The sequence below is a fragment of the Trabulsiella odontotermitis genome (assembly GCF_030053895.1).
In the GTDB taxonomy this organism is placed as follows: domain Bacteria; phylum Pseudomonadota; class Gammaproteobacteria; order Enterobacterales; family Enterobacteriaceae; genus Trabulsiella; species Trabulsiella odontotermitis_C.
In genome coordinates this window covers 743,775-763,906 of sequence record NZ_CP125781.1, presented here as the reverse complement: position 1 = coordinate 763,906, position 20,132 = coordinate 743,775, and the positions used below count along the sequence as shown (strand labels likewise).

Here is a 20,132-nt window from a genome sequence, read left to right as displayed (position 1 = left end):
GATGCTTCATATGTCTGGTCTCTTATTGAACCTGTAAACTATGTTGGGTACCGTTCACGCTGAAAACAGCAGTACCACTGTCCTGGATAGAACGAAGCGTCCACCCCAGCATCCCGTCTCCCGGTGAAAGCAACCGCATATCTGATATTTGGGAATTTCCACGGGGGATGACGACTGCGAACATCTGCCCGCCGCGCCGCTCAATGCCGGTCAGTACAAACGGTGCTTCAACAGCTGCGCGCCTGACTGACCGCTCAGGCTTTTTTACGATCTGGCCTGTCCCGGATTTTGAAGATGTTTTGCTCTTAGTGACTGGTTGCTGGTTCTGCTTCGATTCTTTCTGAGAAGTGTTGCTTTCAGCTTTGCTCAGCCCGGCAACTCGCGATTCAACCTGTGACAACCGTGAGTTAATGTCATCAATACGTTCAGAGTGTTCGTCTATCGCGGTACGCCGCGCCAGGGCTTCTGAGGAAAGTTTGTTAATGCTTCCTGTTAATTTTGAATGTTCCCCCTGAAAATCAGCTAACTGGTTTTGTACTGATTCAAGCCCTGATGAGACAGACTCGAGCTGCTTCTCGTGTTTCCGGCTTTGAGCTTCGAGCGAAGTAACCGAACCAGACAACTGGCTCATCTGACCGCTGCGAAAAGCGGCATCCAGGGAGTTCACCCGAATACTCAGATCAGAGATTTGCTGTGCCATGATCACAATCGTGGCCACAGAACCAACAAGAGAAACAATGAGGAATCCCAGACCTCCAATCCGGACTATTTTTTTCAGGTTAATGGGAACCAACCGGCGAGCCTCTGGCTCAGCAGGCACAACTTTCGAAGAAGTAACCTCTGGATTTTCAGGTATAACTTCTTCCGGGACGACTTGACTGACTGACATTTCAAAATCCTTATAGCTGCGCAGAACAGCCATAAGGTGCAAAAAACGTCATTCTATGGCGATGATTAACTCATCTGCCATTTCTGAAGTTTTTTTCGGCGGGGAAACCAGGTCGGAGGGGATCATCTGGAAAGGCCACTATCATAATAGCGCTGTCTAAAAACGTCCTTGTTTTAGATGTGTTTGAATCCAGGGGTTCGCAAAATTTCAGAGCGGATTAATGAGCACACGAGTTGGGTCATTAGCTTTGATATTGCCTGGTGGAGGGAGTCGTTCTCCAGAACGAGCAGCAAGAGCCTGAATTCTGAGAAGCTCAAAAGAGGCTTTCTGGATAACGTCTTCCTTTGTTTGCGCTTCAAGTGAAGGATGTTCAAGATCAGAGAAGCGTAAAACAATACCGTTATTGCTGCTCTCAAGTTCAGCAGGATACGGAACAAAGATCGCCGCCAGTTTCTGCGTCTGTCGTTTACGTATATCAAGTTTACTAACCAGCTGCGTCGCACGAAGGTGGGTATAGCGTTTTAGCATCGTCAGGCTCTTGTGTCCTGATATCGCTGCAATTTCCATGACATTCAGTGTTCCGAGCTCAAAAAGACGGCTTATAGCTTCGTGTCGTAGATCATGAAAATGCAAATCGACAATGCCTAAAGCCTGTATAACTTCTCGCCAGGCGCTTTTAAACCCATTGGATGTATAACTGAAAACAGGTCCGGATAGAGGGCCGGAATACTCTCTTAATACCTTTCTTGCTTTAAACGACAACGGAACATCCCGTACGCTCCCATTTTTAGTGAGAGGTAAATGAGCGATGCCAATGTGCAGGTCGATATTCTCCCAGCGAAGTGAGAGGATCTCCCCCTGACGCATAGCCGTTTCAAGGGCCAAATGAAAAATGGCTGCCAACTCGATATTTCGTTTTGCCAGCGCCCTGCCAATCTTTCGCTCCTCCTGAGATGTCAATCTTCGGGTTCGCCCTTTGGAGGCCGGTGGTTTTCGTACATGCTCAACAGGGTTATGAGTACATGTTCCCCATTCAATTCGAGCAAGGTTATAAAGGGCAGATAGCAACGCAAGTTCAAGTCGGACACTTGCAGGGCTATTAGTTCGCCCCGTTTTACTACTTACTTCAGAGAGTCGCTGATCACGGTATTCTGCAATATCAACCGAAGTAATCTCATGCATGTATCGCCTGGCAAGAGCTGAACGCTTTATAACATTTATCCGATAAAACTCCTGCAGATGGCCCCGCTTTTGCACAGATGCACAACCGTAATATTTATCAAGAGCTACACCCAGCTCCATTTTCTTAATTCGCTGTCTGAGTTGCATCGCATATTCCTAAAAAGATTAGAAATATATCACATACCACTGTCAATCCGGTGTGTGGCAAGGAAATGAAATTTCTACTGTTTACCCAGGATATATTGACTATGGATCACATGTAGAAATGTTCGGAACCATATACGGTATTGGCGACGATAGCTGTGTCAACAGCGGATTTCCGGTACTGGTAAGCCAGGTTCTATCGCTTACAGGAAGTGTATCTGATCTTAGTTCTCTGGCTAATGCTGGAGTAACCTCTGCTTACTTTACAGTCATAAATGGAAGCCAATTTCGCGTTTGCGTAAAAAACAAAGATTCAAGCCGCAGCAACAACATTGCGTGGCGTGCATTAGCAATTAAATAAACCTGTCAATCCGGTGCGTGGACTGGAGCTGGAAAAATCAATAATTCTTCCTGTAAATGGGTTTCCGCTCCAAATGCCAATGATAACATTGGCGGTTATAAAACGGCTTCATGCCCTGCGGGATGGATAGTTCAATCTGTCCGTTGGTTTCAGATTCCATCCTATGTTGATGATGAGCATGTCGATGCGTTTTGCTGCCCATTTAGCTAACTGTCAATCCGGTGTGTGGAAATCATTCCAAAACAAGTTCTCGATACAGGCTTTCGATGTGGGGAAAAATGTCACTAACAGTGATATTGGAATCCATGCTTATTGCTCATGGACGAACTTAAATGGTTCACCTTTTGGTGGATTTCAGAAGGTATATGCAGATAGTTCAAATCGCTGGTTTGTTACCAATACGCGATGGGGTGATTACGAATCAGGAGGGACAATCACTGTCACTTGCTTAAATCTACCTGGTGCCGGAATTTGACTGTCAATCCGGTGTGTGGAGATCGGGCCAAGTCAAGTTCACCACACAGGCCTATAACATCGGACAAAATGTTATTGATCAGTATATCGGAATACATGCGTACTGCTCCTGGACATATCTTTTCAGCGCCCCGTTGGGAGGAACTCAAAAGGTCTATAGCGACGGGAACAATGGCTGGAGAGTCACCAATACCCCTTATAATGGATACCAAACTGGCTCTTCGGTTTCGGTTACTTGTCTTAACCTTCCGGGGGCGGGAATTTGACTGTCAATCCGGTGTGTGGCAAGGCAATGCTGAAATCGGTGATTTGTTCTTCTCTCCTGATATCAGCTCCGGTCAATCACGTAATATTGGGCAACATAAATATTGTGCATTGTCTCAGGCGCGATTCGATTACAACAATTACCGAGCGTGCGTTTTGGTTAGAAACGCAAATGGCACATGGACGTTGTCGGCTCCAAAGGTTGGTAATGGGCAAGCAAATTGCGTTGCCGTGTGTTTCTGACAACTGACTGTCAATCCGGTGTGTGGGCAGCCGCATCAAAAATCAAAATGCAAACCGTTTTTGGCGAAACCACCTGTGCCAATAAAGCGGTTGCGTCTGCTTATTGTCCGTCCGGTACAGTGGCTATAGGTGGTTCTTACACTTTAAAAAGTTGGTCTGATGGTTCCAATCATAACTCACCCGATTCCATGGCTCTTGATCCTGTAAATGACCGGTTCTACATCGTCTTACCGAACAATTCAAAAGGTGCAGCGTGCTTCCAGGCTATAGCAAACTGCGCCACTAATTAGACGCCAAATCCTGTGTGTAGTGAACTCAAGGGCTTTGATGTGCCTGACTACACGCCGGATGGAATATCAGTCTACTGCGCATTTCTTCAGTACGATTCTGACGGTATAGCTCCCATAGATTATGAGTATATAGCAAGGCTAAAACTCCCTGGAGAGCATCCATAAGAGGGTAACGGGCTAGACATAACAGTGAAGGAAGAGCCTGCCGGTACGATAAAATTAATCGTACCCGACTTACTCCAGCTTGAATTAGCTGTACCCGCGGCGGTGATAACGCGCCCATCAACACTACCTGACAAAGCCCATGTGTTTCTGCAATTGTCACCATCCTCGACGTGCCGGTTCACTGTGGATACTCCCCCAGATGCATATACTGTCATGGGCTTACCGGTGGTATTGATAGCTGTGTAAGCTGACACAAATGAGCCAAGTGAAGAATAATTCCCGCTGTAGTTTCCGCCAGATACCCACACACCGGATTGACAGTTCAGTAGTCGAGTATGATTTTCATACAACTGCAATATCCGTTTGGTGTTTGACCTGGATTAATAACAGGGCAATTGTCATCGGTGCGAGGGGTATAACCTACGTAATCATCTGAACGTCCTTTATCGAAGGAAGTCCTTCTACAGTAATATCCTGACCGTCCTTTTCCTGGGCTAATCCACACACCGGATTGACAGGAAAGTATGGCTCCAGTGGCGTCGCGGCTTACAAGGCCGTTTGGTGAACAAACTGCGCCAGCAGTATTGACTCCGTCGAGCTGCAAAACTTCTCCTGTAGAAAGTCTTCCATCAGCCCGCACACTTCCACCACGAACCTGACCGCTTGTATAAATATTCTTATTATTTATGACTCTAACCCAGTCATTATCTGACATATAAAAACCGCCGCCATACGTTTCATTTAGCCATCCCTTACTCCCTCGAGTTATGAACCAGCCATTATTTGAACGTATGTCGTTGTTAGCCGTTATTGTATTTCCTGCGGTGACGTTTGAACCGGCAGTAACATTCTGTCCTGTAACAGTTCCATTCGCAGTTATATTTCCAGTGGCCGCCACATCGCCACTGAAATTACCCGTTACGGCATTAATCGTGCCTGCGTTATTAAGATTGTTACCTCCCATATCAATACTGGTATGCATCGTGTTGAGGTCTGGCTTGCCGGTTACCGAAAAACGATAAAGGCGATCATTTTCACCGCGAGCAGCGCCCAGTTCATCTGTGGTCAGTAAAGCCGCAATATGTCCCTGAGTTGTACTTATCCCAAACTGTGAAAGAGGAATAGTCCAGCTGCCCATAGCGCCGGTAGCAGTTCCTGATGTCCATATATAGCCGCCCATACCAGAGGTGATATCCATTGATATCTGGCGCAGTGCGAGAAAAGGCAGTGCCGCGCCGTTTTGAGTGTAAACCAGTGCCTGCAGCTGATCTGTATTAGTGGCATTACGAACAACAGCAGCCAGGTAAGCCTGTCCGTCTACTGTCGTCTCGCTGAACCCCTGCTCCAGAAATCCGGTGTTTTTCAGCATAGCGGGTGTAACCGTAACCGGGGTCGTGGTGGTGGCACTTGAAAGCAAAGTATCGTAATAACGGCCAGTGTAGCTCTTCACAGCTTGTGTGAAGCGAGATACCTGTGACGCGGTATTCAGCCAGGTCCGTTTTTGCATCCAGTCACTGATAAGGGTAAAGCCCCAGACGCTGACCACCAGGAGAATAATCAATGAAGCACCAGTGCTGAGGATAGCCCAGCCCCGGTCAGTCGTTTTATATGTGAACACAGGCATCACCATGTAATAAGCGGTTGATACAATTTAAACAGGGTCACAGAAATCGCGCCGGCGCACAGCCAGGGTCCCATCGGCCCTCCTTCAGTTATGCGACGAACAGATATCTGCCAGAGCACAAAGAGCACCACGCCGATCAGCAGAGCATAAAGCCCCTCTCGCCCTCCCAACCAGGCCGCAATAGCACCGGCCAACCAGACATCGCCAAGCCCCAGACACTCACGGGCATGAATCCTAAAGGTGACATAACGCCAGACGCCAAAAATCACCAGCGCAGTGGTAGCTGTGAGGAAGTGCCCTATAAAGCCGGGAGCGATAAGAGCGGAAACAAGACCGGCAATAAGACACCTTATCGTCAATTCTCGGGGCAGAAATCCTGTGAACGCATCGGTAAGCGTCAACCTGAAAAGAAAGAGGCAGAACAACAGAGACATCAGTCGCTCCAGTAGCGGCACAGGGGACAGCATCATGCCAGTTGCCGCTGTAGCGTAAAGCCAGATGAAGCCGGTGGATGCAGGGGCGAAAAAAACAGCAAACCATTCCTGATCATCATCCAATATCATCAGGCTGAGACGAACCAGGCTCCTCATAAAACTGAATAAGCTGAGGCATAGAGGAAAAATGATAATGACAGTTGGCCAGGGCATACTCAGCGTCAGCAGTGTCACAGTTTTATTCCCCGTTCATTAAGTAAAAGCCGACGATAAATGGCATAAATCCGGTTGGCATAGGACTCGCGAGTTTCATGCCGGTCCTTACGAAAACCTGCGTTATAAGAGCCAAGACAGTTCCAGCTTATGCCGCATACCTGAAAATGCTTCGCCAGTATCCAGGTACCTATCTGAACGTTGAGGCACGGACGGTTCAGGAGGTCCTGTGAGCTGCGAATGTAACCCTGCGCTATCAGCGAAGCGATATGCGATGAATTGACCTGCATCAGTCCATAATCGGTACTGAGTGCCTGCCCGGTCTTTTTGTCACGATTAATATTTGTGACATCCGGTCGCAGGCTGCTTTCACCTATGGCTATTGCCTTAACCAGTAGCGGGTCAATGTGGTATTTAGCGCCCGCCGATTCAAAGCAGAATGCATCCACCCGTGGGCAAACCAAAATCAGCAGCAGAAAAGCGGACAGGCGCAGCATGTCATCAGCCGTTATGGGTGAAGACCAGTGTATTGTTACCTGTCATTCCGCTGTCTGATGAGCAGGTTTTGCCTGCCTCTTCTGCACTGACCAGACCGTCACTGTAATCAGTACTGTTAATGGTGATAGCACTGAATGCTCCACCGGAACCGAGCTGTGTAGTGATAGAGATGCAGTCTGCCTGCGGAACTTTCTGCGTTGTAACTGAAAATCCATTGTTAAATCCATTCGATGCCACAGGAGCCAGAACGACCTGACCACCATAACCGTTCCACATCGTAGCGGTACCGGAACTGGCTGTTCCCTGGATAGTCCAGCCAGCCTTTGGTGCGCCCCCCTGCTGGATAAGCGTTCCCGTCATAGTTGTACCGCTCGTAAAGTTATATCCCCCCTGCGCCTGCTTAAGCGACTGCGCGTTTGTCACGACGGTCTGGAGATTTGAAACCTCAACGGCAACGGACTTTTTCCCCCAAAGACTCCAGACCAGAGCACCAACCAGAGCCAGTACGATAATCGTCCCGATCGCAATGGTACCGTGTTCAAGAATGCCCCAGCCCCGGTCAGGCTGATGTTGGCGATGTGGTAATGTCTGAGCTGACATGGCGGTTCCTTAATGTAAGTTGAAAGTGTTCATGTCCTGAATCTGCATCACCATCATCAGGATGAGTAAGAAGAAACTCATAATCAGAACGAGAGAAAAGAGTTTGGTGGCATTCGCCCGACGCGCGACGCGCGCGAGCGCCTGCTCCAGCCAGCGGTCCGCATAATTGGTGATGAGCGAAGCAGCACCATCCCCCTTATCCAGAAGAGAGAGATAGTTCACAGCCTCACGGCTCGGAAAATCATATCCGCTGTTACGCAGAGCTCTGCCAAGTGAATCGCCTTCACTCATGCACTCCATCGCGGCCTCGATGCGTTCCTGCAGCCAGGGCGGTGCAAAACCGTTAAGGATCTGCAAAGCTTTGAGTTCCTGGACACCCGAACCAAGAAGCGCGCCAATATTCATAAGAAATACAGCTCCCTGCAGGTCTTTATAAACAGACCATGGTAGTAACCAGTCAGCACAGCGCCTGAGACGGCCGCGCCAGCGGGGCAGCGACCAGAAAGACAGCAGCACAAGCCCTGCGGCTGTAGCGGCAGAAGCAACACCCCACTCGGAACTCCACTTCGCTACTCCATTCATAAACCCGAGTGCACCGGTCCAGCGAGCTGGATCGGACATTTTGCTCATGGTGGGAACAAGTGCGAGATTGTTGGCCAGTAGTAGCCCCGTACTCAGGATGGCAAGCGCGGCAGGAAATACTGAGGCAAAAATTACCTGCCCAAGAATTCGCCGACGGGCAACAATCAACTTATCAGCCTGCATCAGCGCGGCAGGAATATTACCGGTTTCCATCCCGGCGCTGATAAGCGCGGCCTCTTCGTAAGGTGCCCAGGCAGCCAGAACATCCTGCAGCGCGCGGCCAGGACGGTTGTCGTTCACACCCTCGATGCAGTCCTGAACAAGTTCATAATAAGGATGCCAGCGCCTGCCAAAATCAGTATGTACATCGCCGATCATGGTCAGCGCGTCTTTCAGGGCCTTACGGTTTTCAAGAAGAAAGCGCAGCGTTTCGTAAAATGGCTGGCGGTATTTCCCAGTAAAAGTGGCTCTGACAAGCCGGTAGCGAATCCTTTCAGGGAACGACATTTCCCGGGATGGATAAAAATGGCTGTCACTTTCCATCAGGCACCTCACAATCCATGATGTCATCCTCATCCAGCGGACAGATGAGATCGCCTTCCAGCGGATCAACAAGACCCTCTGCCAGATAACGCAACAGATGCATGCGGCGAGTAATCCCACCCTGGTTTACCCAGTACTTTCTGGCAACTGAAGGCCCATGTGAAAGCCAAAGTTGCATCAGGCGAGCATCTGTCCGGACAACTTCGGCAATAGCTGTTCGCCCTGTAACGCCACGACTGATAATGCGTCCGGTCAGTGGTACCGTTTTCCGGCAGTGTTCACATCCCTCATAGTTGCGGAAGAAGAGATTTTTCGGTTCGCACAAGCCCGCGACAGAACAATATTTTTCGAGACGCGCGCGGGTTTCTTCATCAAGCTCAGGGACTTTGACTTCCCACGGTACCCGGCAGTGTTCACACAACAGCGGCACCAGACGCTGGCCAATCAGGCCAGTGATGAGTGCAGCATCCGCCAGAAGGTGGCGATCAATACCGAAATGCTCCATACGACGCAGGGAGCCGATAGGGCTCTGGGTGTGCAGGGTCGACAGCACCAGGTGGCCGGTTTCACTGGCGAAAATGGCGGCGAGAAGGGAATACAGGTCACGGATCTCACCGTTCAGGATGGCATCCGGATCGAGACGAAGTGCAGAGGCGTTTCCGTTACTCCAGGCGCGGCTGATGGCCTCCGGTGAATTGTCTTCCGGCATAACGGGGGTCTGAATACCACCCGGAATACGCCCCTCGGGCGGGTTTTCCAGCGTGAGCAGGCGCTTTTTACCGCCGGTCAGTTTCAGCCAGATATCACTGAACACGCGCAACGTGGCGCTCTTCCCTGAACCAGTAGGCCCGGTCAGCAGCGTCATGCCTTCCGGCATACGCAGGATCTGCAGGATGAGCTTAATCTGCTCAGGCAAAAAACCCAGTTGCGGCAGCGTCGGTATATTGTCCCCGTCATCCGGGATCAGACGCATGACCACTATCAGCCCATCCGGAGTAGGACGGTGTTCGTAGCGGGCGCCATAGAGGCCGGCGCGGCGGGCGAACTTTGCATCGATGCGCCCTGACTGCTCACGACCGGCAAAGAATGACTGCTCGCGCACGTCGCACATGGAAAGATAAGATGTGGAGGCCAGCGTCATACCCTCCACATCTTTCACTTCATCCACCACCTCCAGCTCGCCGTGAATACGCAACTGAACGATGCAAATCTTGCGATCACCGCTTATTTCCATATGAATATCAGAGGCATTAAAGTCGTTACCCAGCCTCATATAGCTGATGACCTTATCCTGCGACACACTGACGTCACGGTTACTTAGATCCGCCTCGCTCACACCCTGGTTAAGCCCACGGCCCTGACGTTCTGCCACTTCACGCCGCCGGTTCAGTTCGCTGAGTGTAACAAACTCAGTTTTTGCATCAGCCCATGTCCGGGTGACATCCATAACCCAGCGCTGTATGCCAGGGTCTTTTCGCCGGTTGCCGTCGATGAGTAGCGTAACCCCTCCAGACGGATGCTGCTCGGCAAAGACAAAATCCATGATTTCTTTATCAGAAGACATCATCACCTCAAAATGAAAGTTCAGAATTGTCGCTGAGGCGTACGATCGTGGAGGTAACCTCCGTGACCCGCTTTGAGGTTCCGGGAAGCTGATCGCCTTTTGCTACTTCTGTGACTCCGCCATCCGGCAGAACAATGCGTGCACGCAACTGCGAGCCACGGCCGTAAATCTCCTGAAGGCGCACACCACCGGTCCGCTTTTCACCGACTGCACTGGCAGTCTGTTGTGAAGGAGCTGGCTGCGCCATAAGCGGCATGGCAGGCTGGGCGGCAGTAGACAGATAATTCCTGTCAGTACTCTGTCCGGACTGGCTTTCACGCAGCTGCTGCTCCAGACGCGCCGTCTGCACTTTCTGCTCCAGAATGAGGTTGCGCGCCTGAGCTGCTTCAAGTTCGCCAAGCGTAACGTTCGGCGGAAGCGCATCACTGGTTACGGTTGCCACTGCCTGCCCGCAGAACAGAGCGGACAGCAGCAGGCCCGTTCCCGCGGGATTAATTCTGCGCATAAATGCTCCCCTTCATGGTGTAGTCGAACTGCCCCTGCGGGCTCATGGTGATTGACACGCTGTTCAGGCGGAGCCCGGTCGCATCAAAATCCTGCAGCAGACGTTCAGGCTGCAAACGCGAGCTGACAGTAAAAGTGAATTCGCGCCAGTCCTGTACGGGCATGGTTTTCTCTTGTCCTGGCGCGACCGCTGGCGGTTTCACTTCACTGAACTTGACTTCCAGGTTGCGGCGCTGCAGGTGCGAAATGAAACGTATCAGTTGGGCATCCGCGCCAGGCAAGGCCTCGTCGGTATACTCACTTACGCTGTATTTCCGGAAGGGAATGAATACGTCGCCGTTTTTACCTCCTTCCTGAAGGTTGAAAACAGCAGAATGCCCAAGAAGCACCCTTGCGCGGTGGGAGAAATCCTCCACCGTCGCACCAGGTGTGGCGAGGTAACGCAAGCGCAGGCCTTCAGGGACACATTCACCGTCCGTAAAGCGCCAGCCAGCCACCGAGGCGAAAAGTGGTTCGCGTGTCAGCCAGCAATTACCAAGTAAAAGCGAAACTGGTGGCTGAGAGGCCCACGGATGCGGCGCTCGGGCTGGCGCAGCTGGCTTATCAGCAGACATCGCCATTCGGGCGCGAAACTCTGCCATTGCAGCAGCCTGTTCCGCTTTTTGCTGAACGTCGTCGTACCAGTAAATTCCTGCTGCTGCCACGAGTGTAATAAGCGCAGCAGGCATAATGAGAGACATCGTCGTCAGGCGCTTACCCAGGCGGCAACGCTTCAGTTGCGAACGGTTCAGCCTGTCAGTGAGCGAGGTTGCATCACAATTATCATCTGCGGTTGCAGCACAGCGCAGACCCGGTGTATCAGCATCGTTAAAACGCAGGAAGTTTTCTGCTGCTGATTCTATCTTCGCGCGTGAACCGGTCACATCACCCATGACAGAAAGTTGCCCACCGCTGGCTGCAAAGAAAACCCAGAGATCTTCGTTGTGGCTGAGACGGTATATCCCCCATGTATTTCCCCCTTCAGACAGCAGGAATGCTACTGCAAGAGAGTAAGGGCTCCGTCGCACACGCCCGGGGGAAACGACCCCCATCATTGATGCGTTACGCCTGCCGGCAACTACTACATGCGTGTCAGGTGAGGCTTTTCCCCGGAATCGCGTTAACAGTGCGCTCCGCTGCTGCTCCCAATGAAGTCCTGCCATCCAGTCGCGACGGTGGTGGGTGACTCGAATGCCGCTACGGAGTGAAGATTTTTTCTTTGATGACATGGATTACCTCAGCAGAACAGGGGTGATCATAATCACGAGCGTGTTACGACCGCGCGTACCGTTCTGGCCACCGCCCAGGATAAAGTTGTCGGGTGTGAATGTTCCCTGCTTGTTTGCAGAAAGGTTCTGTTGCTCAGATCCGGTTAATACCAGTGTCTGGCCTGAGCGCAGGTTAACTTTACGTGCCAGCCCCTGTGTCGAGGTATTCGGTATATCGTTACGGGTATTCCCGTCCCTACTGATAAATTTCTCTATCTGCGGTGGACTGGTATAGCTAAAAGCGAACTGCAGTTGCACGTCACCGTTTTCCTGGATGAACGGCAGCATGGTCATGAACAAACCGGTGGTGATTGTGGTTACGGTCTGTGAGGAAGTAACCCCGACGTTAGCTGTTGCAGTTGAACTGGAACTTGTCAGAACGCCCTGTTGGTTTGAGAGCTGATAAGCTACCGGCGTCAGATTTGCTGTTGGGTCGGTCTGGTTCAGCGCCATGCTGACGTTGCCCTGCTCGGAAAGCGCTTTAATCAGCAGGCTGGAGCCGGAAAATTTGGCGGCATTGCCTGTTGCCGTGTCGAGAATCGAAATGCCGGCACTGCCTGCTGAAGTCGAAGCATTGGCCATTGAACCGGTCAGAGTGGCGCCAAAATTGTGCAGGGATTTGTATACGAGCCCCCAGTCAAGACCCAGTTGCTCATTACGCGTCTGGTTGACGCTGACAATCTGTATGTTGAGCTGGACCTGCCTGCTTAGAACCTTATTCTGATACTCAATGTAACGACCAATACGATCCAGAACGTCCGGTGTGTCAGTAACACTCAACGTGCCAGTAGCTGCTGAAAGCCAGAAACGACCAGATTTTGGCGTCAGCATCTGCTCGATGGTTTTACGAATGTCGTCGTACAGGTCGCTGTTCATGCCATAATCGGTCTTCTGATTAGAGCTAATGTCTCCGCTCGTCCCCCCCGATGTGCCGCCACCGCTGCCCAGCTGATTGCCAGAGCCGGAGTTAATTGATGCGCTACTGTTTACTTTCGTATTCAGGATAACGAGCTGAAAAGTGCGGGTATCCTGTCGATAAAAATAAACTCCGTTTCCGTCACTGCGCCATGACAGCCCGTACCCGCTGGCTTCGACATCGAGCAGATCACGAACATCTCCCTGGAATTTAAGGCCACGCATGAGCGCCGGTGATGGCTGAACGGAGACGGGCTGAGCTGACGTAGCCCCCATCTGTGCCAGGGGAACCCGACCATTGTCATCCGGCGCCGGCAGTTGACCACTCATCTGAGAAGTTACCACGCTGCCGGTACTCACGTTGCTCAGCGCAGCAAATGCATCTGGTGTGATGGAGACTCGTATACCACATAGCGCAGTGATGCGCTGTCCCAGCTCAGGCAGTGAAATGCCGTCAGGACGATTAATCGTTATCTGACAGGGAGGCAGATTCTTTTCGTCCGGAGTGGAGACCACCGGCGTGACTGGCTGCAGGTTTACCCAGGGCTTATCCATCCAGACAACAGTTGGTTGTGATATGGACTGACGACTCTGCAACACTCGCTGAGCCGTATCGGCCTGCCCAACGGCTTCCTTGTCTATTTTGCTGATTTCATTCAGCGAACATGATGACAGCACAAACGCAGCGGTAAGTACTGTCAGGCAGAAAGGTATACGCGGCATCCGCAGCTCCCTGATTCTGTTAGTTAAGATAAACAATGCTGCCTTCCGTCACACCGGACGGCAGAGACAGGTTCATATCAGTGCCATCCGCCATCCGCAGATGACCGCCGCTTACGGTCAGGGCAAGCGCAGAAGTCACTGAGCGGGCGCGCAACGCGGCATAAACACCGTCTGTTTCAGGTACCCAGATCCACAGGCGACCGTTCTGAATAATGCTTTTGATGCGACTGTCTGGTAACGGCAGCATTCCAGTCAGTGCGGTTGATACGGGGCCATCTGTTATGGACCGCCCGTGACGCCAATTATTTACGACATCAGCAGTCCGAAGCATGTCTGCTGCAAGCTGTTCAGGCTGAGTCTGCTGCAGCGCAAGCCGTACATGCTCTGATGAGTGGTGCTGTGCATCACCGGCTATCAAGATGATGACAAGACAAAGCGCGAAAACTGGCAGCGCATATCCCATATCATTTCCCGTCCTGAATCGGCTTATCGTCCACGAATACCAGGCACTGAAGACGATTTGGTGCTGCATAGAGGGGTTTTTCTGCAGGGCGATATAACCTAAACAGCTGCACGATAATCGACTCGAAATTACCGCGCAGCGTAAATGGTACATCGATGCGGTAGTTCACAGGCGTTGGCCAGATAACTACCCAGGTAGGACTACTGCCACTCTCACAGCGAACCGATGTAGCCCATTGGATCAGAGTCTCTTTTAACGTAGTGCCTGCCTGCGCGGTCCAGGCCTGTCCGTCTGGTAACGAGGAAAGCAATGCTCCCGGAGTGAAAACAGTTTTTCCGCTGACCGGAGCAGTAGGAGAGATGACAGTGGACGGTGGATTACTGTTCTGAACCGTTCCACCTGGTTTCACTGCACCAGATGGAGTTAAAGGCACACCAAGTGCAGCTTTATTCAGAGGTGTTGACGCAACTGACAATGCTGACGGCGCAGGCGCAGGAGCCAACTCTGTTGATGGTTTTACCTTGCCAGATGTTAACTTAGCTGCGGGACCTGCCTGTGTTTTCTGCACCGGAACCGTAGATTTTTCCCCAGGCTCGCTGGCAGAGAACGGGTTACGAGGTGTTTTTGCTGTCGTTGCAACAGATAAAGGGGAAACAGCTTGAGAGGTAACTTTTGGTGTCCCTGGTGACAAAATGGAACTTTCTGGCCGAGCCGGAGGCAACGGATAGCTATTATTTCCAGTACCAGAAAGTCCCTTAGAACTGTTAAGTAGTGTGCCTGTAGAAGCAGATTTCCCTGTTCCATGACTTGCTACACTCGCCTGCAAGGGACCTGTTGTTGAGAGGGCAAGATGTCGATATTCATCACGCAGAACAAAACAAATTTCTCGATTCAGGTCATCTACGCGCATACGCCAGGCAGGCCCGGCGAGGATTTGTAAAGCATCTCCAAGCTTCACAGGTCCTATTGAACGCTGCACAGCCGGTAATGGTTTAACGAACAATTCAGAGAATACACCCGGTTCGCCTGAACACAGTGAATAACCTGATTCAAGCATCACGTATCGCATACCTTCCCCAATGGTATTCACCATCTGCAAAGGCATCCTGATATCGATAATCTGATTCAGTGGGTCACGCTGAGCATCTACAGGTCGCGTACTCGCAAGTATGTAACGATCGTATCGAACAACTTCAGGGGAACGGTTTTGATAAAGATCCTGAACACGGGGAGAGCCCTGAAGCCTGCTCATGGGTTCAGAGCGAGAACTAAAGTCTGTGCAGCCAGCGGCAAGCAGACAAAGCGTGATGGCCCCAAGCCGATAACGTGTCTGCAGGTTTATTTTTACCATCAGGAATCCCCAGGAGTTGTCCGAAACAAGTCGGATATTCTGGCGGGGATGCCTTTTCGGACAATGCAAAACTATTACTGCGAACTGAAGAAAATTTCCTCGGTGGGGCAACCGCGAAAGACCAGGATATCCAGTTTCAAGGGTTATCACCGTATTCGGGCGCAGGGAAAGGAGCTACACGAGACCGATTTATCCAGCCAGTTGGCAATACCTTAAAAAGAAAAGCGCCGGAAAATCCGGCGCCTTAGTCTGCGACTTTATGATTATCAGGCTACGCGATGTGGAACATGGGTCACGTCACCACGGCCAGCGAGCAAGCCATCGACTGAGATATCCTCATCGAGATTATCCCAGTGAATACCACGTTTACTCAGTTCATAGTCATTACGTTCTTTGTCTGTGGCATTCAGCAGACGAGGAAACCAGGCGATTGGTACGCCCATCACCCTGCCATCGTTTAATTCGACCCACATGGTGGTCTCATCAAATCGTACATTTTTAGCTGAAATAGTCATTCCAGGCCTCCACAAACATCGTCTGGTTATGTTGAACCATCTTAGTCAACTCTTTAAGAGTCCGGGCATCGAAGCCATCGTTCCTGCTCAGTTTAACTTCATTTTCAAGCCAGAATTTCGCTTCACCATCAGCGTTACGGACATGAATATGAGCGGGTTCTAGAGGATTTCCCTCGTTCGAGTAAAAGAAAAATTTGAATCCGTTAATTCTCAGTATAACTGGCATTAAAAAAGTACCCCGCTCCTGCCATGATTATCTTGAATAAAAAAGCGCCAGTCAAACTGGCGCCTCTGTAAAATCCAATCAGGAAATGGCGTAGATCGCTTTTCGGCAGATCCCATAACCATGCCCCAGAAACGGTATGTCATCATCAAAATCCATCGGAGGTTCATTAGCAGGATTGTGTGGCGCAGCTGACTGCTGAGGCTGAGGCTGCTGAGGCTGCCCCCAACCTCCTTGCGCCGACCCAGGCTGCTGAGCATTACCGGTACCTGCTGGAGCATTACGACTACCCAGCATCTGCATCGTACCGTTCACACCAACCACAACTTCTGTTGTCCAGCGTTCAACCCCGCCGTTATCAGTCCATTTGCGGGTCCGCAGATGGCCTTCAATGTATACCTGTGAACCTTTTTTCAGATATTCACCGGCTATTTCGGCGAGTTTGCCAAACAACACAACGCGATGCCACTCAGTGTTTTCCTTCATTTCACCGCTTTGTTTATCACGCCATGACTCCGACGTTGCAATACTGAACCCTGTAACAGCTGTGCTATTGGGCATATAACGTACTTCGGGGTCCTGACCGAGATGGCCAACGAGAATAACTTTGTTAATTCCGCGACTTGCCATGATGTAATCTCCTGTACCTAATCATATTCACGCTGCGTCCATTCCCCTTTTTCAAGAGCAATATCGGCCTGCAGACTGGTTTTGTAGTATTCGACTGACTCACGGGACACGGGTCCCATTTCGTTCGCGGTTCCGATATAAAAACCGCGCTGACTGGACAGAACCTGGATCTGTAATTGATACCCAGCTTCTGAAGCCAGTAAACCGAATGGATTTCCCATGCGAGAGCTCCGTTACGTTATCGAGAGAGGTAAATCTCCCGAAAGAGATTTACCGGATGTAAGAAAAAAGAATTAAAACGAGTTCGGATCGTAGTCTTTAGGAGCCGCAGAACCTTGTTCCGGGGTTTGAGATGCATTTGGCGCTGTGTAAACGACTTCCTGGCCTTTCTTAATGAACTCGACCTTAATCAGGCGAGCCTTCAGAGAAGGTCTGGATTCACCGGAATGTTCACCCGACTGAAGGGTAAACACGTCAGCTTTCAGGCCGCTCAGCACAAACCCCAGCAATACTTTTTCCTCTTCATCCACGGCCTTCTGGCAGCGGTTGATGAGTTTTGTAGCCTCTGGGCCCGCAACAGTGACATCGAAACGAGTGTATGACGCATTGTCGGTAGGACCAGTCAGGGCATTAATGACAGCGCAGGTAAATTCACCGTTTTGGCCCTGTACACGACGAATCGAGCTCAGGTAGCCGATACCGCTTACGTTAAGATTGAAATACTCTTTTTTCTGGCTGGCAGAGGAAGAGGTGGTGGAAGAAGATGCAGTTGTAGTAGCAGTCATGATGTTATCTCCGGAGTAAAAACTAAACTGGTAGCGGAGAAACATCTATCCCTTGCGGGATAACGTTTCCCGCAGGGAAGTCAGCAAATTATTGCCGACTGGCTGTATTTGTGAAATGGACCTCAACTCGCCAGGAGTACCTGTTCTCAGAGGTTAAACAGGTTTACCACCCGAAGGCGCCACTCTCAGGTTTTATGTGGCATTGGCATGTGATTACCCGAAGGCGCCCTTCTCAAATCACCAGGGCATTGGCAGTTGTCGATGACAACGATTAGCCTCTTTATCATTTATTCAGACGCAGCAGATGTCAACGCCGGTGTGCGTAAAAAATCATCAATGCCAAAAAATAAAAAAAGCGGCACCTTTCGGCACCGCCTGTGAGGTCTGCACCATTAGACCTGATGTTGACCTGCTTACGCAGTTGCTCCGGGGGTGTGTTCAGGACCCGGCACGGTTTCACGGAGTTTTGTGCCTTTTTGACTCACGTTCAGGTGTGGACGCGGCCAACAAGACTGTATCCTGCAAGCACTGCATTTGATGCTCACAGGACCCGCAGTCACGAGGTGCGGCTTCAGAGCCGTCGCAACAATAGCAAAGGCATCCTGTCCCCGCAATGAGAGACAAGGAATTAATTATTCTTTGGTTTTACAGCCTTAGAGCTACGCGCGCTTTTACGTTTCTGGGTGTCGTTGTTGATGATTCCTTTGCAATCAGGATAACGAGTACACCCCCAAAACTCTCCTTTCTGTCCTTTTTTTAGGCGAGTTTTCCCCCCACATAAAGGGCACGATGGTGTGGGTGGTATTCTAATGCTCACCCGCTGCTGTCCTCCCATGCTGACAAGGTTACGGGTCCATCCGACCTGTCGCTGCAAAAAATCATTCAGGGTAAGGCGTCCTTCTGCTACTTCATCCAGAGCCTGTTCCCAAAGTGCAGTCATTCCGGGGTCGGTTAACTGCGAGGGCAGAGCATCAATGACATCAGCACCAAGATCAGTCGCGCGAAGCTGCTTACCTTTACGCACAATAAATCTGCGGTTCAGCAGTTGCTCAACGATACCAGCGCGGGTGGCTTCCGTGCCTAATCCGGCGTTGTCCTTCAGTACCTTACGAAGAGCAATATCGGTAACAAACGCTGACGCGTTCATCATAGCGCCGATGAGTGTTGCGAAAGTATAGTGAGCCGGCGGACGAGTCATTTGCTGCACGACCTCTGCACCGTTTACTCCGCAACGGTCACCCTTCCTGAGAGGAGGAAGTTCAATACTGAGATCATCATCCCCTGCACTATCCTCTTCCTCCTTACTGAACAGGACCTTCCAGCCCATTACAATCTCCGTCCTTCCTGTTGTGCGGAACAGTTGCCCGCCAATGTCAAACTGCAGACGAGTAATATCAGATTCGTGCAGGGGAAGAAATTGTGCCAGATAATTTCGGCGGATAAGGGTGTATACCCTTCGCTCTGCCTCACTTAACGCAGAAAACTTAAACGCGTTTCGGGTAGGGATAATGCCATGGTGAGCTGTGATTTTTTTGTCGTTCCATATACGCGAAACAAACGAAGTATTTAGACCTGAAAGAAGAGAACTACACTCTGGATCAGACAGACCAATAGCGGAAAGAACCGAGGGGATTTCCTCACGCATAGACTCAGGAAGGTATCCACAATCAGTTCGTGGATAAGTGGTTGCCTTGTGTTTCTCATAGAGGCTCTGTGCAGTGTCAAGCACCTGCTGGGGTGACATATCCCAGAGCAGGCCACAGGCCTGTTGTAAAGTGCCGAGCGAAAAAGCCAGCGGCGCTGCCGCTTTTTCACGCTTCGTCTCACATTCTGTTACGGTCGCTGCTCCAGCCTGCCGGCAAAGATGCGCTACCTGCTGCGCTATATTTTGGTGTACACAGCGTTTTTCTTCGTCGGTATAAACCTTTGCAGGTACCCATTGCGCCGGAAAAGTTCTCCCTCCCGCACTCAGAAGCGCCTTAACCTGCCAGAAAGGTTTTGGGACGAATGTCGCTATCTCCCGATCACGCCGGACAACCAGTGCCAGGGTGGGAGTCTGCACCCGCCCGACAGAAATCACACAGTCGAATCCTGACTGTACTGCAAGCAGTGTATACAGACGGGACAGATTCATTCCAATGAGCCAGTCGGCACGAGCGCGACCAAGTCCCGCATGATACATTCCAAGAGTTTCGGCACCCGGTCGCAGATCCTGGAGAGCTGCACGGATGCTCATTTCATCAAGGGCAGAAAGCCAAAGCCGCTGTACAGGACCGTCCCAGCGGCAGTATTCCAGCAATTCACGGGCAATTACTTCTCCTTCCCGGTCCGCATCAGTGGAGATAACCACATCATCGACCTGGCGCAGCAGCCGCTCAATAACCTTGAACTGAGACTGCGTCTCCTTTTTTACCACCACCTGCCATGGGGAAGGCAGGATCGGCAGAGCAGAGAGCGACCATGGTTTGCCATACTGTTGACCGTATGCTTCAGGCGGTGCGGTCTCCAGCAAATGCCCTACTGCCCAGGTAACAGTGACGCCAGGGCCAGTTAGAAAACCGTCGCCACGTCGGGTGGCACCCAAAACATTCGCAAGATCTCGCCCCTGTGATGGCTTTTCGCAGATAAACAACCGCATGGTGGTTC

Annotated in this window: 19 protein-coding genes; all 19 read right to left on the bottom strand. The window is 51.0% G+C overall.

Translation table 11 applies throughout. The features are described from left to right. Positions 1-22 precede the first annotated feature (22 nt). The gene (locus QMG90_RS03675) at positions 23-889 is read right to left on the bottom strand and encodes a plasmid transfer protein (protein WP_115190215.1); all 867 of its coding nucleotides are present in this window, start codon (positions 887-889) and stop codon (positions 23-25) included. A gap of 207 nt (positions 890-1,096) precedes the next feature. Next, complete coding sequence (locus QMG90_RS03670) at positions 1,097-2,218, bottom strand: site-specific integrase (protein WP_046497123.1); 1,122 nt, start codon at positions 2,216-2,218, stop codon at positions 1,097-1,099. 2,116 nt (positions 2,219-4,334) lie between these two features. Beyond that, on the bottom strand, positions 4,335-5,630 hold the full coding sequence (gene pilV / locus QMG90_RS03665; RefSeq protein ID WP_430381672.1) for a shufflon system plasmid conjugative transfer pilus tip adhesin PilV: 1,296 nt from the start codon (positions 5,628-5,630) through the stop codon (positions 4,335-4,337). Positions 5,631-5,635: 5 nt separating this feature from the next. Beyond that, entirely contained in the window at positions 5,636-6,304 is a 669-nt protein-coding gene (locus tag QMG90_RS03660; RefSeq protein WP_000173819.1) for a prepilin peptidase, read from the bottom strand. Then, entirely contained in the window at positions 6,301-6,780 is a 480-nt protein-coding gene (locus QMG90_RS03655) for a lytic transglycosylase domain-containing protein (protein ID WP_032676569.1), read from the bottom strand. Before QMG90_RS03655 ends, QMG90_RS03660 begins: the two co-directional genes overlap by 4 nt. A gap of 4 nt (positions 6,781-6,784) precedes the next feature. Continuing rightward, positions 6,785-7,381, bottom strand: a complete 597-nt coding sequence (locus QMG90_RS03650) for a type 4 pilus major pilin (RefSeq protein WP_038162015.1) — start codon at positions 7,379-7,381, stop codon at positions 6,785-6,787. A 9-nt stretch (positions 7,382-7,390) separates the two neighbouring features. Further along, complete coding sequence (locus QMG90_RS03645) at positions 7,391-8,506, bottom strand: type II secretion system F family protein (protein ID WP_032676566.1); 1,116 nt, start codon at positions 8,504-8,506, stop codon at positions 7,391-7,393. Next, a complete protein-coding gene (locus tag QMG90_RS03640) occupies positions 8,496-10,070 on the bottom strand; it encodes a GspE/PulE family protein (RefSeq protein WP_046497107.1) in 1,575 nt (524 codons plus the stop codon). The genes QMG90_RS03645 and QMG90_RS03640 overlap by 11 nt, the downstream gene beginning before the upstream one ends. Positions 10,071-10,077: 7 nt before the next feature. Further along, positions 10,078-10,575 carry a type IV pilus biogenesis protein PilP gene (gene pilP / locus QMG90_RS03635; RefSeq protein ID WP_001252747.1) on the bottom strand — a complete coding sequence of 166 codons (498 nt, stop codon included), beginning with the start codon at positions 10,573-10,575 and terminating at the stop codon, positions 10,078-10,080. Further along, a complete protein-coding gene (pilO2, locus tag QMG90_RS03630; protein ID WP_181899699.1) occupies positions 10,562-11,842 on the bottom strand; it encodes a type 4b pilus protein PilO2 in 1,281 nt (426 codons plus the stop codon). Before pilO2 ends, pilP begins: the two co-directional genes overlap by 14 nt. A 3-nt stretch (positions 11,843-11,845) precedes the next feature. Further along, positions 11,846-13,519, bottom strand: a complete 1,674-nt coding sequence (gene pilN / locus QMG90_RS03625; protein ID WP_046497099.1) for a PilN family type IVB pilus formation outer membrane protein — start codon at positions 13,517-13,519, stop codon at positions 11,846-11,848. Between the two features lie 19 nt (positions 13,520-13,538). Continuing rightward, entirely contained in the window at positions 13,539-13,982 is a 444-nt protein-coding gene (pilM, locus tag QMG90_RS03620; RefSeq protein ID WP_046497095.1) for a type IV pilus biogenesis protein PilM, read from the bottom strand. 1 nt (position 13,983) lies between these two features. Continuing rightward, a complete protein-coding gene (gene pilL2 / locus QMG90_RS03615; protein ID WP_046497092.1) occupies positions 13,984-15,333 on the bottom strand; it encodes a PFGI-1 class ICE element type IV pilus protein PilL2 in 1,350 nt (449 codons plus the stop codon). 266 nt (positions 15,334-15,599) lie between these two features. After that, positions 15,600-15,848 carry a DUF2442 domain-containing protein gene (locus tag QMG90_RS03610; protein ID WP_000155614.1) on the bottom strand — a complete coding sequence of 83 codons (249 nt, stop codon included), beginning with the start codon at positions 15,846-15,848 and terminating at the stop codon, positions 15,600-15,602. After that, complete coding sequence (locus QMG90_RS03605; RefSeq protein WP_046497089.1) at positions 15,832-16,074, bottom strand: DUF4160 domain-containing protein; 243 nt, start codon at positions 16,072-16,074, stop codon at positions 15,832-15,834. The genes QMG90_RS03610 and QMG90_RS03605 overlap by 17 nt, the downstream gene beginning before the upstream one ends. Positions 16,075-16,152: 78 nt before the next feature. Continuing rightward, complete coding sequence (locus tag QMG90_RS03600; RefSeq protein WP_032676553.1) at positions 16,153-16,701, bottom strand: single-stranded DNA-binding protein; 549 nt, start codon at positions 16,699-16,701, stop codon at positions 16,153-16,155. A 17-nt stretch (positions 16,702-16,718) separates the two neighbouring features. Continuing rightward, the gene (locus QMG90_RS03595) at positions 16,719-16,922 is read right to left on the bottom strand and encodes a hypothetical protein (RefSeq protein WP_032676552.1); all 204 of its coding nucleotides are present in this window, start codon (positions 16,920-16,922) and stop codon (positions 16,719-16,721) included. Between the two features lie 72 nt (positions 16,923-16,994). Next, complete coding sequence (locus tag QMG90_RS03590) at positions 16,995-17,486, bottom strand: STY4534 family ICE replication protein (protein ID WP_032676551.1); 492 nt, start codon at positions 17,484-17,486, stop codon at positions 16,995-16,997. A gap of 628 nt (positions 17,487-18,114) precedes the next feature. Beyond that, positions 18,115-20,124: a DNA topoisomerase III gene (locus QMG90_RS03585; protein ID WP_046497084.1), complete on the bottom strand. Its 2,010-nt coding sequence runs from the start codon at positions 20,122-20,124 to the stop codon at positions 18,115-18,117. Between the last annotated feature and the right edge of the window lie 8 nt (positions 20,125-20,132).

Bases quoted from the DNA above. Each gene is read 5' to 3' on its own strand.
- QMG90_RS03675 (WP_115190215.1), bottom strand. From the start codon at position 889: ATGTCAGTCAGTCAAGTCGTCCCGGAAGAAGTTATACCTGAAAATCCA.
- QMG90_RS03670 (WP_046497123.1), bottom strand. From the start codon at position 2,218: ATGCAACTCAGACAGCGAATTAAGAAAATGGAGCTGGGTGTAGCTCTT.
- QMG90_RS03655 (WP_032676569.1), bottom strand. From the start codon at position 6,780: ATGCTGCGCCTGTCCGCTTTTCTGCTGCTGATTTTGGTTTGCCCACGG.
- QMG90_RS03650 (WP_038162015.1), bottom strand. From the start codon at position 7,381: ATGTCAGCTCAGACATTACCACATCGCCAACATCAGCCTGACCGGGGC.
- QMG90_RS03645 (WP_032676566.1), bottom strand. From the start codon at position 8,506: ATGGAAAGTGACAGCCATTTTTATCCATCCCGGGAAATGTCGTTCCCT.
- QMG90_RS03640 (WP_046497107.1), bottom strand. From the start codon at position 10,070: ATGTCTTCTGATAAAGAAATCATGGATTTTGTCTTTGCCGAGCAGCAT.
- pilP (WP_001252747.1), bottom strand. From the start codon at position 10,575: ATGCGCAGAATTAATCCCGCGGGAACGGGCCTGCTGCTGTCCGCTCTG.
- pilO2 (WP_181899699.1), bottom strand. From the start codon at position 11,842: ATGTCATCAAAGAAAAAATCTTCACTCCGTAGCGGCATTCGAGTCACC.
- pilN (WP_046497099.1), bottom strand. From the start codon at position 13,519: ATGCCGCGTATACCTTTCTGCCTGACAGTACTTACCGCTGCGTTTGTG.
- pilM (WP_046497095.1), bottom strand. From the start codon at position 13,982: ATGGGATATGCGCTGCCAGTTTTCGCGCTTTGTCTTGTCATCATCTTG.
- pilL2 (WP_046497092.1), bottom strand. From the start codon at position 15,333: ATGGTAAAAATAAACCTGCAGACACGTTATCGGCTTGGGGCCATCACG.
- QMG90_RS03610 (WP_000155614.1), bottom strand. From the start codon at position 15,848: ATGACTATTTCAGCTAAAAATGTACGATTTGATGAGACCACCATGTGG.
- QMG90_RS03605 (WP_046497089.1), bottom strand. From the start codon at position 16,074: ATGCCAGTTATACTGAGAATTAACGGATTCAAATTTTTCTTTTACTCG.
- QMG90_RS03600 (WP_032676553.1), bottom strand. From the start codon at position 16,701: ATGGCAAGTCGCGGAATTAACAAAGTTATTCTCGTTGGCCATCTCGGT.
- QMG90_RS03595 (WP_032676552.1), bottom strand. From the start codon at position 16,922: ATGGGAAATCCATTCGGTTTACTGGCTTCAGAAGCTGGGTATCAATTA.
- QMG90_RS03590 (WP_032676551.1), bottom strand. From the start codon at position 17,486: ATGACTGCTACTACAACTGCATCTTCTTCCACCACCTCTTCCTCTGCC.
- QMG90_RS03585 (WP_046497084.1), bottom strand. From the start codon at position 20,124: ATGCGGTTGTTTATCTGCGAAAAGCCATCACAGGGGCGAGATCTTGCG.